This window comes from Brevundimonas sp. NIBR11, from assembly GCF_027912535.1.
Lineage (GTDB): Bacteria > Pseudomonadota > Alphaproteobacteria > Caulobacterales > Caulobacteraceae > Brevundimonas.
Genome location: NZ_CP115465.1, coordinates 1,046,893 through 1,058,579, shown reverse-complemented (window position 1 = coordinate 1,058,579; position 11,687 = coordinate 1,046,893). Strand labels below are relative to the sequence as shown.

Annotated in this window: 8 protein-coding genes; 1 reads left to right on the top strand and 7 read right to left on the bottom strand. The window is 66.8% G+C overall.

Features of this window, described 5'->3' with window-relative positions:
* Positions 1 to 2: 2 nt before the first annotated feature.
* The 6 genes from O5O43_RS05050 to O5O43_RS05025 all read right to left on the bottom strand — a co-directional run bounded on the left by O5O43_RS05050 (position 3) and on the right by O5O43_RS05025 (position 8,525).
* Positions 3 to 818 carry a carbohydrate ABC transporter permease gene (locus O5O43_RS05050; RefSeq protein ID WP_271085825.1) on the bottom strand — a complete coding sequence of 272 codons (816 nt, stop codon included), beginning with the start codon at positions 816 to 818 and terminating at the stop codon, positions 3 to 5.
* A complete protein-coding gene (locus O5O43_RS05045) occupies positions 815 to 1,705 on the bottom strand; it encodes a sugar ABC transporter permease (protein ID WP_271085824.1) in 891 nt (296 codons plus the stop codon). The genes O5O43_RS05050 and O5O43_RS05045 overlap by 4 nt, the downstream gene beginning before the upstream one ends.
* On the bottom strand, positions 1,702 to 2,961 hold the full coding sequence (locus tag O5O43_RS05040; RefSeq protein WP_271085823.1) for an extracellular solute-binding protein: 1,260 nt from the start codon (positions 2,959 to 2,961) through the stop codon (positions 1,702 to 1,704). Before O5O43_RS05040 ends, O5O43_RS05045 begins: the two co-directional genes overlap by 4 nt.
* Positions 2,958 to 4,391: a glucoamylase family protein gene (locus O5O43_RS05035; protein ID WP_271085822.1), complete on the bottom strand. Its 1,434-nt coding sequence runs from the start codon at positions 4,389 to 4,391 to the stop codon at positions 2,958 to 2,960. Before O5O43_RS05035 ends, O5O43_RS05040 begins: the two co-directional genes overlap by 4 nt.
* Before the next feature lie 94 nt (positions 4,392 to 4,485).
* A complete protein-coding gene (locus tag O5O43_RS05030; protein ID WP_271085821.1) occupies positions 4,486 to 7,488 on the bottom strand; it encodes a carboxypeptidase regulatory-like domain-containing protein in 3,003 nt (1,000 codons plus the stop codon).
* Positions 7,485 to 8,525, bottom strand: a complete 1,041-nt coding sequence (locus O5O43_RS05025) for a LacI family DNA-binding transcriptional regulator (RefSeq protein ID WP_271085820.1) — start codon at positions 8,523 to 8,525, stop codon at positions 7,485 to 7,487. Before O5O43_RS05025 ends, O5O43_RS05030 begins: the two co-directional genes overlap by 4 nt.
* A 268-nt stretch (positions 8,526 to 8,793) precedes the next feature.
* Here O5O43_RS05025 and O5O43_RS05020 point away from each other — a divergent pair, with 268 nt between their 5' ends.
* Positions 8,794 to 10,140, top strand: a complete 1,347-nt coding sequence (locus tag O5O43_RS05020) for a GH1 family beta-glucosidase (RefSeq protein ID WP_271085819.1) — start codon at positions 8,794 to 8,796, stop codon at positions 10,138 to 10,140.
* Here the strand turns inward: O5O43_RS05020 and O5O43_RS05015 are convergent.
* A complete protein-coding gene (locus O5O43_RS05015; RefSeq protein WP_271085818.1) occupies positions 10,137 to 11,660 on the bottom strand; it encodes a carboxylesterase family protein in 1,524 nt (507 codons plus the stop codon). The two genes, O5O43_RS05020 and O5O43_RS05015, sit on opposite strands and share 4 nt — an antisense overlap.
* Positions 11,661 to 11,687 lie beyond the last annotated feature (27 nt).

Below are 11,687 nucleotides of genomic sequence, written 5' to 3'. Positions count from 1 at the left end.
GCTCAACCCTTCACGCTGCCCGCCAGCATGCCGCGGATGTAGAACCGTTGCAGCGCCAGGAACAGGATGAGCACCGGCGCCACGGTGATCACCGCGCCCGCCATCATCAGCTCGACATCCTGGACATGCTCGCGCGACAGGGCCGCCAGCGCGACCGGCAGCGTATAGTTCGACTGGTCCGTCAGGATGATCAGCGGCCACAGGAAATCGTTCCAACTGCCCAAAAACACGAACAGTCCCAGCGTGACCAGAATGGGCGTCAGGGTCGGTATGACGATGCGGCGGAAGATCTGGCCCTCGCTGGCGCCATCGACCCGCGCGGCCTCCAGCATCTCGTCCGGGATGGACAGGGCGTACTGGCGCACCAGGAACAGGCCGAAGATCGAGGCCAGCCACGGCACCAGAGCTCCGGCATAGGTGTTCACCAGCCCCATGGACTTCAGCATCAGAAATAGCGGCAGGGTGCCGATCTGGGCCGGGATGACCAAGGCGCCGATCAGCAGCTGGAACAGTCTGTCTCGCCCCCGGAACGCCAGCTTGGCGAAGGCGTATCCGGCGGGAACTGTGAAAGCCAAGGCCAACCCGGTCGCCAGGGTCGCCAGGGCGAAGCTGTTCCACATGTAGCGGCCCATGCCCTGGTTCACGAACAGATCGCGATAGTGCTCCAGCGTCGGCGCGCTGGGCAGGAGCGGCGGCGGGAAGACGGCCGCCTCCCCCGTCGCCATGAAGCTGACCGACAGCATCCACAGCAGGGGGAACAGGACGATCAGCCCGATCAGGGCCACGCCGACGTTCAGCAGCAGGATCCGGGGATTCACGTGTGCTCTCCTCCCAGCCGCCGCGACACGGCCAGCTGGACCATGGTCACCGCGAAGATGCACAGGAACAGGACGAAGGCCACGGCCGAGGCGGACCCCAGATTCCACCATTTGAAGCCCTCTTCGTACATGAAGTAGAGCACCGTCACGGTGGACTGCGCCGGTCCCCCTTGTGTCATCACATAGGGCTCGGCGAACAGCTGGAAGAAGCCCGCCACCGAGATGATCGACACCAGCAGCAGCGTCGGCGCGATGGCCGGCAGGGTGACATTGGTGAACCGCGCCCAAGGCCCGGCCCCGTCGATCCGCGCGGCTTCATAGAGGTCGTCCGGCACGGTCTGCAGAACCGCCAGGAAGATCAGCATGTTGTAGCCGAAAATCTTCCACACCACGAAGATCAGGATGGCCGGGATCGAGGTGTTCGGATCGCCCAGCCAGTCGACGGCGGGCAGGCCCACGCTGGTCAGGGCCCAGTTGATGACGCCGTAGCGGCTGTGCAGCAGGTAGTTCCACAACACCGCCGTGGCCACCAGCGTCGTCACATAGGGGGCGAAGAACATGACGCGCCAGACCGGCCGCCACTTGATGGTGCGCGCGTTGAGGATCACCGCCGCCGCCAGCGAGGCGATGATCGACAGCGGCACGCCCAGGACGCTGAACCAGACGGTGTTCTTCATCGCCTGCCAGAACAGCGGATTGGTCAGCAGCCGCTCGTAATTCTGCAGGCCCACGAACCGCATGTTGCCGAGATCGGCCAGGGCATAGATGTCGAAATCGGTCAGGCTGAGCAGCAGCGATGACACGACCGGCACGACGAAGAAGACCGCGATGGCGATCAGCGACGGAGCGACGAAGCCCCAGGCGGCGCGTTCACGACGATTGATCATGCCCGCCCCTGCTCCATCATCCAGCGACGCTTTTCGAGCAGCCGGTCGGCGCGGCGGTCGATCTCGGCGCCGGCCTGTTGAACCGTGAACTCGCCGCGCACCATCCGCTCGGCGACGATCTGCATCTCGGTGACGATCCGCTCCCACTCGGGGACCTTGGGCACGGCCTTGGACCGAGCGAGCTGGCCGTTGAAGGCGGTGACATAGGGGTCGGACGCCACCTTCGGCGCGGCCCAGGCGGAGCGCCGCGCGGGAAGGTCGCCGGAGATGACGTTGAACTCGGCCTGCACCGTCGGATCGGACAGATAGCGGACCAGCTTCCATGCCGCCTCCTGATGCGGCGACGACTTGAAGACCGCCAGCGAAGATCCGCCGGGCGCCGAGGCCCCCGGCCCCGTCGGACCGGGCACCCCGGCCGTGGTCCAATGCGGCTGCACGGCGGCCGGCAGACGGCTCTTCATGTCGCCGATGGTCCAGGGACCGGAGAAGTAGAAGGTGAAATAGCCCTTGGCGAACTCGTTCCAGACGTTCGAGATCTGGGCCGCCGAGGCCAGCGGCGCGAGGCCCTCGTCGAACAGGCTCCTGTAGAAGGCCAAGGCCGACAGGAAGGATGGGCTGGAAAAATTGCCGCGCGTGTCCTGATCCCGCAGCAACGGTTGATCGCCCTGAAGTCCGAACGTCAGAAGCTGCTCGAACTCATTGACCGGCAACAGGATCGCGAAGTTTCCGTCGCCCGCCACCCGCTTGACCGCGTGCATCGACCGCTTCCATTCGGCCCAGTCGGTCGGCATGGCGTCGAAGCCCGCGCGGTTCAGCAGGTCGGTGCGCAGGAAGATCAGACGGGTGTCGACATACCAGGGCGTGGCCATGGCGCGACCGGCGATGGCGTTGGTCTCCAGCACCGCCGGAAACTGGTCGGTCAGCAGGTCGGCGGCTGCCTCCGGCGTCGGCGACAGGGCGCCGATGGCCGCCAGTTCCGCCACCCAGGTGTTGCCGATCTGGGAGACGTCGGGCAGCGAGGCTCCGGCATACGCGGTCAACAGTTTGGAATGGGCGGCGGTCCAGGGCTGGGGCTGAACGATCACCTTGATGCCCGGATTCGCCGCCTCGAAGGCGGGCAGGATCGAAGGCACATTCGTCCCCTCGTTCCCCATGGCCCAGAAGGTCAGCCGGGTGAGCCCGTCGTTCCGCCCGCAGCCCGCCAGCGCGGCGCCTGCCCCGGCCATCACCCCCAGCGCGGCGCGCCGGTCGATCATGCGTCCAGCCATCCGCCGGTGAAGCCGGCGCGCTGCAGGCCGCGCTTCAGGTTCGGTTCGCCATGCATGTAGCGCCAGACCAGCTCGGACCGACCGTTCTCGATCATCACAACGATCGGACCCTGGTCGATCCCCAGGTAGTCGCCATCGACCCAGCCCACGCCGGGCACGATCCGGCCGTGCTGCAACCGCCCCTCCCGCTCCGTGAGGGTCGGGTTGAACGAGTCGAGGAAGCCCCACTGGGTGTAGATGCCGGCGCCGTAGCGGGCCTTCATCGCCTTCAGGGTCGAGGTGACGATGGCGGGCTCGAACGGATAGCTGGCCATGGCCGCCGTCGGGGCGATGGTGCCGTCATCCCGGTCGCCCGGGCCGCGCGCGGAGTAGCTGAAGAACTCCCGCTCGCGCGCATCGATGACCTGTTTGAAGTCGCCCGGTCCGTCGCAGGCCGTCAGACCCCAGACATCGGCCGAATAGCCGTCCCAGCCGCCGGGATTGTCGACGGCGTATTTGCGCTGGGCGTGGACGGCGCGGCGGCTGTTCTCGAAATAGTCGAGCTGTTCGCCCGTCATGGCCGATTGGCCGCGCATCCAGGCGTCGCGGATGCCCCGGAAGTCGATGAACATGTGGCTGTACTGGTGGCCGAAGAGCGGCGCGAACTGCAGGTGCCACTCGCCCCAGCGGTCGGTCCAGCTCCGTTCGTAGACGTGGACCCACTCGTCCCAGACCCCGGCCGGGACCGGATGGGTCGGGCTGCCGATGGCCAGCAGCAGCACAAGCATGCCTTCGTTGTAGACATTCCAGTCGTGCGGGATGTGGCCGGTCTCCGGGTGCCAACCCATGGAGATGCGGTTCGGCCGGATCACGGCCCAGTCCCACTCGACACGCTCATACAGGCTCTGGGCGATGCGCCGGATCTCGACTTCCTCGGCATGGCGGCCGTCGAAGAAGCGTGCCGAGAACAGCATACCGCCGAGCAGCAGGGCCGTATCGACGGTCGACAGTTCGGTCGTGCCGAACCGGTGTCCGGTCTGCATGTCGAGGAAGTGATAGAAGAAGCCCTTGTAGCCGCTGACGCCGGTCGCCTCGGGGCCCTGCGCCAGACCTGCGAAATAGCGCAGGGTGATCAGGGTGCGTTCGCGCGCCTCGGCTCGGGTCATCCATCCCCGCTCGACCCCGACAGGCCAGCAGGCCAGGGCGAAGCCGACGGCGGCGACCGAACAGAAGCTTTCCGTTGGCCAGCGGTCGGGCGTCAGGCCTGTCGCGCGATCCGTGACGTGGACGAACCAGTCAAAGGTGCGGCGTTGAAGTTCGTTGACCTCCGGGTCGACGCGGACGGAGGCGCGACGACCGGTCTGGGCCAGCGCGGGCGAGCCCACAGCGATCAGTCCGGCGGCGGCCGTAGAGGCCAGGAGAAAGCGGCGACGATCCATACTCATTCTATCCTACGCCAACGCCCCCGCGTCGCCCGAAAAAAGATGGCCGCCCCCTTTGTCGCAGGGGGCGGCCAGTCTCAGGAGAGTGGGATCAGAAGCTGTAGCGTGCGCCAAACTGGAAGGTCTGGGTCGGGAACAGCACCGACGACGGGTTGCCGAAGTTGGGCGTGCCCTTGTCGCCGTTGAACCCGGAGTAGTTGTCGAAGTTGAAGACGTTGATCGCGTCCACGTACAGCTGCACCTCGCCGGCATCCCACAGGTCGATCGACTTGGTCAGACGCAGGTCCAGGTTCCGGTAGGCGAAGGCGTCCGGGATGATGAAGTTCTCACGATCCGGATAGGCGCCCGACGGACGGTAGTAGAAGCGCGAGCCGGTGCCGTCGAAGACGTTGAACGGCGTGCCAGAACCCAGGGTCAGGATGCCCGACAGCTGGAAGCCGGCCCCGAGGTCCAGGATGCCGTTGGCGACGATGCGGTGATGCTCGTTGTTGGGCGAGTTGCGCATCGGCGAGGTGGCCACGCTGAAGCAGTCGAAGCAGAAGTTGTCGTCGCCGCCGTTCTGCTGCGAGTCGGACCAGGTGTAGGCGATGTTCAGGCCCCAGCCGCTTTCACGCGTGTAGTTCTTGTCCAGCTTGACGTAGAGGGCGGTGAACTCGCGCTCCTTGTTGTGATCGCTGACCAGATAGGTGCGGTAGGGGTTGGTGCCGCCTGGCGAGCAGAAGCCGCCGTTGTCGCCGAAGCCGTCGCCGTCGTTTGGAGCGTTGGGCTCGCGGCAGCGGTTGAGGTACTGCCAGGTGAACTCGTTCTCGGACTTGCCGTAGGCCAGGGTGAACTCGGTCTGCCAGTCACCGAAACGCTGACGCAGGCCCAGGTTGAACTGGTCGGTGAACGGAGCGTCGAAGTCGTTCTTCAACAGGAAGGCTTCGCCGCGCGCCGGAATGTTGTTCAGGACGGGATCCAGGCCCGCAGCGGTGAAGTAGCTGGCGTTCCACAGGATCGGATCCGTCGGGCCGCCGTTCGCCACGCCTGCCGGACGGCCGGTGGTCGAGAAGAAGGCGTTGCGGGTGAAATCGCCGCCCTTCGCCACTTCGTCGAAGGCGAAGTTGAAGTTGACGCGGTCGTAGTAGCGACCGGCGCCGCCGAAGACGACCGTCTCGCGATCGCCGAAGACATCGTAGGAGAAACCGATGCGCGGCTGGAAGGCGCCGGTGAAGGCGTCACGGTTGTTGCCGGTCGAGATGTAGTCGTTGACGTTGAACCAGCTGGGCTTGTAGCCGGCCGCCTTGCCGCCGTCGGTCGACGCGATCCACTGGTTCAGGCCTGTCAGAACGTTGGCGGGCGTGACGTAGTCGACGTTGTTGGCGTTGTCCTCGTAGTCCCAGCGGATGCCGAGGTTGATCTCCAGCTTGTCGGTGAGCTGCCAGTCGTCCTGGACATAGACGCCGAAGACGTTGTTATCGAGATCGACGGTCGGGAAGCGGTTGCCCAGCTGCACGCGGTACGGCACCGCGGCGCTGCCCGAGGCCGTGCCGTTCAGGTCGAAGAAGAACTCCGGGTTCCGGCCGAACTCCTTGTCGACGACATAGTTCTGGGCCGAGAATTTGAAGCCCATCTTGAGGGTGTGGGAGCCGTTGAACTCCAGGTCGGTGAAGGTCAGGTCGTCGCGGAACGTCAGGGTCTTGTCGGTGATGTCCTGACGGCTGCCCGAACCGCCGATGTTCAGGATCGGCACGCCGCCGAAGGGGTCGTAGCCAGTCTCGAAGATGCGGTAGCTGGACCCGCGGGTGTCGAAGTTCGACGCGGTCGGCATGTAGTTGTAGTTGCGGTAGTCGATCGAGGCTTCGTTGACGAAACCGTCGCCCTGCCACTGATAGCGCAGCTGGGCGCTCTTGGTGGTCTGCTGCAGGCCCGAGGCGCGCTCGAACGAGTTGGCGCCGCCGACGCCGGTGGTGTCGGCCTCATCGCGATAGGTGACGCTCAGATCCAGCAGATGGCCTTCGGCGGGCTGGAAGCTCAGCTTGCCGAAGAACAGGTCTTCCTCGAACGGCGTGGCGAAGGTGCCGATGTACTGGGCGAACTGGGTCACATAGGCCGGGTTCTGGCGGCCCAGGTTGACGACGGCCGCACGATTTTCCTGCTTGTGCTCGTAGCTGCCGAAGAAGTGCAGGCGGTCCTGGATGATCGGACCGCCAAGGGCGGCGCCGTACTGCTGGACTTCCAGATCCGGCTGGGTCCCGCCGCGACGACGCGTGAAGACGTCGGGCGCGATGAACTCCTGGTCGCGATACGAACCGAAGACCTCGCCGTGGAACTCGTTGGTGCCCGAGCGGGTCACGGCCGTGATAATGGCCGAGGACGCCTGTTCGTACTCGGCCTTGAAGTTCTGGGTGATGATCCGGAACTCGCCGATGGCGGCTTGCGGGAACGGGTTGCCGCGGCTGTCGTCCTGGCCCTGGATGCCGCCCGAGATGATGTTCGACTTCAGGCTGGCGCCGTCGATGAAGGCGTTGATGGCTTCGGCCCGCTGGCCGCCGGCGCTGATGGTGACTTCCTGCTCGTTGGTCGAGACGCGCACGCCCGGAGCCAGGGCGGCGAAGTTGAGGAAGTTGCGGTTGATCTGAGGCAGGGTCTGGATCTGCTGGATCGTGACGTTGGTCGCGTTCTCCGGCGTGCGGACCTCGACCAGGCGACGGCCGGTCACGACGATGTCGCCGACGTCGGTGGCGTCAGCGGCGACGGCGGCCGAGCTGGCGACGCTCAGGTCCAGGCTGGCGGCCTGGGCCACGCCGACCGACACGACGTCCGAGGCGACCTGGCCGTCGCCGGTCGTCGCGGTGATCTCGTAGGACCCCGGGCGCACGCCGACCAGGGCGTAGGAGCCGTCGGCGTTGATGCGGGCGCGGTACGAGAAGCCCGTCGAGGTTTCGCGGGCGACGATCTCGCCGCCGGATTCGGGGGCGTCGCCCTCATACACCGTGCCCCGGATGGTGGCGTTGGTGGTCTGGGCCGAGGCGGCGCCGGCCGCCAGCAGGGTCGCCACGGCCAAGGCCGAGGCGGCGCCCAGCGCGCGGTTGCGCAGGGTCATGCGGGTCATTGGGTCTCTCCGTTGAAGGCAGTGCTGGAATGGGTGCGGCCGCAAGACTGGCGGACGACGAGTTGGGGTCGGATGGTCTCGCAGGCGGCGTCGGGCGTCGCCTGCGGGTCGTTGGAGGCGGCGATCAAGGCCACCAGCCGATCCATGGCGCGACGGCCCGTCTCGGCGATCTCGATACGCAGGGTCGTCAGCGCGGGCCGAACCAGAGCCGCAATCGGCACGTCATCGAAGCCGACCACGGCGATATCCTCGGGGCAGCGGACGCCGGCTTCCTGCAGAGCCAGCAGCGCGCCCACCGCCATCATGTCGTTGGCGGCGAAAATGGCGTCGGGACGCACGCCCTCGGCCAGCAGGGCCGTGGTCGCGACATGGCCGGACGCCTGGGTGAAGTCTCCGGCCACGATCTGGGGCTGGCGCCCGGCGGCGGCGACGGCCTGGACGTAGCCGGCCTGACGCTCGCGCGCTTCCAGGTTGCCCGAAGGGCCGCCGATGTGGGCGATCCGCACACGGCCGTGTCCCAGCAGATGCTCGACCGCCGCGACCGCGCCGCCGACGTTGTCGACGACGATCGAGGGCCGGCCCTCGTCATTGGCGCCGCCGTTCATCAGCAGGACGGGAAGGCGACCCGCGAGGCTTTGCGCCAGGTGGGCCGAATCGAGATGGGGCGACAGAACGATCAGCCCGTCGACGCGACCGCGCATCGAGCGGATGGCGGCGGCCGCCTCCGAGGCGTCGTCGTGGGAGCTGGATACGATCAGATGCAGGCCGTTGGCGCGCGCGGCCACATCCATGCCCCGGATCAGCTCCGAGAAGAACTCGCCGAACAGGTCGGGCAGGATGACGCCCACCGTATCGGTGCGGCTCGTCGACAGGCTGCGGGCGCCCGAGTGCGGCACATAGGCCAGGGCCTCGACCGCCTCCAGCACCTTCAACCGGGTCGGTTCGGTCACCGCCCCCGCGCCTGTCAGCACGCGCGATACCGAGGCCACCGAGACCTGGGCGCGTTCGGCCACGTCACGAATCGTCGCCGCCTTCATTTGGCGCGTCCGACCGGCGCACGGCCGTCTGAGCTGTGGGTGCGGATGCGCTGCACGCAGTCTGTCCTGAACGTCCCCGTCGTCCCGGCCCTCTTTTATCGAAGGTCCGTCGACACAATCTTGTAAGCGGTTACATGACACACTGGTAATAGGCCCCGCAAGTGCCGTAGTTTGGCCACACCGGACTTTTCGATCCACGTTGTCTCTGCTGCAACGGTTCCTTTCCCGCCGTGACGGCGTTTCCGCCTCCCCGAACGAAAGCCTGCCCATGAGCGCCAAGTACCAGTTTCCCGATGGTTTCCTGTGGGGCGCGGCGACGGCGGCCTATCAGATCGAGGGTTCGTCCCTGGCGGATGGGGCGGGCGAGTCGATCTGGGACCGGTTCTGCCACATTCCCGGCAACATGAAGGGCGGCGATACCGGTGATGTCGCCTGCGACCACTACAACCGCTGGCGCGAGGACGTCGATCTGATGCAACGGCTGGGTTTGAAAGCCTACCGATTCTCCGTGAGTTGGAGCCGGGTCATGCCGGACGGCACGGGCCGGCTGAACGAGGCGGGTCTGAAGTTCTACGACGATCTGATCGACGCCTTGATCGAGGCGGGGATCGAGCCGCTCTGCACCCTCTATCACTGGGACCTGCCCGCCGCGCTGGACGATCGCGGCGGTTGGCTGAACCCCGACATCGCCGACTGGTTCGCCGATTATGGCCAGGTCCTGTTCGAACGGTTCAGAGGCCGGGTAAAGACCTGGGGCACGATCAACGAGCCCTGGGTCATCATCGACGGCGGCTATCTGCACGGCGTGCTCGCCCCCGGCCACCGGTCCCACTACGAGGCCGTCATCGCCGGCCACAACGTCCTGCGCGCTCACGGCGCCGCCGTCCGCCGCTTCCGCGAGGTCGGTGAAGGTCGAATTGGCATCGTCCTCAACATCGAGCCCAAATACCCGGCCAGCGACAGACCCGAGGACGAAGCCGCCCGCAAGCGCGCCGAGGCCCAGATGAACCGCTGGTTCCTCGACCCCCTGATGGGCCGCGGCTACCCGGCCGAACTGCACGACGTCTACAGCGACGCGATGCGCGATTTCCCGGCCGAGGACTACGACCTGATTGCCACGCCGACCGACTGGATGGGTCTGAACTGGTACACCCGCGCGGTGCCCGAGAACGCGCCTGACGCATGGCCCGTCCGCGCCCGGCCGGTGAAACAGGTCCAACATCCCCACACCGAGACGGGCTGGGAAGTCTACCCTCCCGCCTTCACCGACACCCTGGTCTGGCTGTACGAGCAGACGAACGGCCTGCCCCTGATGGTCACCGAGAACGGCTCGGCCTGGTACGACCCGCCCCAGGCCATCGACGGCCGCATCCACGACCCGATGCGCGTCGACTACCTGCGCAACCACGTCAGAGCCGTCCACGACGCCATCGGCAAGGGCGTGAAGATCGAGGGCTACATGGCCTGGTCGCTGCTCGACAATCTCGAGTGGTCGCTGGGCTATTCGAAGCGGTTCGGCATCACCCACGTCAACTTCCTGACCCAGGAGCGGACGATCAAGGACAGCGGTTATCTCTATGCCGAGATCATCCAGACGAATGGGGCCTGCCTCTAGGGTCTGACCCGATCGTAGAACCGCTCGATCAGGTCCAGCCGCTCCGGGAACGGCACCGGCTTGGCCACGGGTCCGTCGTTGGTGAACTCCAGCAGCTGGTCCGGCGCTGCGCCGAATTCGGGCCAGACGGGGCGGTCGGCGCCGTTTGGGTCATGCCTCTTCGCGAAGGTCGTCCAGTAGTCGGCCATCGCCGTCGCCGCCCGTTCGTCCCGCTCACCCATCGGCCGCCCGACGGTGTCGAGGTTGTCGAAGACATAGGGCCGCTCCGACGCATGGGTCGCCCCGCCGCTGGGCTCCGGATTCGAGTCCGGCACAATATCGAAGCGGTACAGGTAGGTCGCATTCCCTGCCCGGGCATGCAGCCGCGCGAGTTGCCGCGCCGGTTCGTTGAAGATCAGATCGGAGACGACATGGGCGTCGTACCCCGGCGGTCCCTCGTAAGCGGCGACAAGGGCGTCGTATTCCGCGTCCGTCATTACGTCGTCGGTGCGGCCATAGGCCCCGGCGTCCGTCGGGCGGATCCACCAGAACTCGGCGCTGTTCGTTCCGATCATCATGGGCACGGCCGCCTGACGCCCGGCCGCGAAGGCTTCGATCACGTCTTCGGGGACCACCTGTCCGTCGACCACCAGATTGTCGCTGTAGAAGGCCGGCATGGGCGACAGCAGTCGCTCGGCGGGCAGAGCTCTCAGGTCGTCCGCTGTCGCATTGGGCAGGCCCACGGACTTGGCGAAGGCCACGCCGAGCGACTGGGCCGAGGGCCGCCCCGGTCGGTCTTCGGCCAGCAGAGCGGACCTTTGCCGCCCCAGTCCGGACTGGACCACCGCGGCCTGGAACAGGTCGCGCGCGGCCGGCGCGACCATCAACTGCATGACCGCCGCCCCGCCCGCCGACTCACCAAAGATCGTGATCTGCTGCGGATCGCCGCCGAAGGCCCCGATGTTGTCGCGAACCCATCGCAGGGCCGCGATCTGGTCCATCACGCCATAGTTTCCGGCGGGCTCGGCCGGGTCGCGCTCGAACGCCAGCGCCGGATGATCGAAGAACCCCAGCCGCCCGAGCCGGTAGTTGATCGTCACCACCACGACGCCGCGCCGCGCCAGATTTGCCCCGTCATACAGAGGCGGCGTGCCCGAGCCGTTATTGTAGCCACCGCCATGGATCCAGACCATGACGGGCAGGCCCTCGCCCTGCCCTGCCGGTCGCCAGACGTTCAGCGTCAGACAGTCCTCGCTCGGCGCCCCCGGCCCCACCCCCGGATCGCCGTTGGACGGCGCCTGGATGCAGATCGCCCCGACTTGGCCCGCATCCCGCTCGCCCGTCCAGAGTGCCGGAGCCTGCGGCGGACGCCAGCGCAGGGCCCAGATCGGCGGGGCGGCGAACGGGACGCCCTTGAAGGAGTCCACGTCCCCCGCCTGGCGTCCCACCAGCCTCCCCTGCGCCACCTGAACCTGGGGATTGACCGGCGGAACGGGCGACAGGGTCATCTGGGCGGCCAAGGCGAGACTTGCGAAAAACATGCGTCGATCCTTAGCCGGGCGATGCGA

Bases quoted from the DNA above. Each gene is read 5' to 3' on its own strand.
- O5O43_RS05045 (WP_271085824.1), bottom strand. From the start codon at position 1,705: ATGATCAATCGTCGTGAACGCGCCGCCTGGGGCTTCGTCGCTCCGTCG.
- O5O43_RS05040 (WP_271085823.1), bottom strand. From the start codon at position 2,961: ATGATCGACCGGCGCGCCGCGCTGGGGGTGATGGCCGGGGCAGGCGCC.
- O5O43_RS05035 (WP_271085822.1), bottom strand. From the start codon at position 4,391: ATGGATCGTCGCCGCTTTCTCCTGGCCTCTACGGCCGCCGCCGGACTG.
- O5O43_RS05030 (WP_271085821.1), bottom strand. From the start codon at position 7,488: ATGACCCGCATGACCCTGCGCAACCGCGCGCTGGGCGCCGCCTCGGCC.
- O5O43_RS05025 (WP_271085820.1), bottom strand. From the start codon at position 8,525: ATGAAGGCGGCGACGATTCGTGACGTGGCCGAACGCGCCCAGGTCTCG.
- O5O43_RS05020 (WP_271085819.1), top strand. From the start codon at position 8,794: ATGAGCGCCAAGTACCAGTTTCCCGATGGTTTCCTGTGGGGCGCGGCG.
- O5O43_RS05015 (WP_271085818.1), bottom strand. From the start codon at position 11,660: ATGTTTTTCGCAAGTCTCGCCTTGGCCGCCCAGATGACCCTGTCGCCC.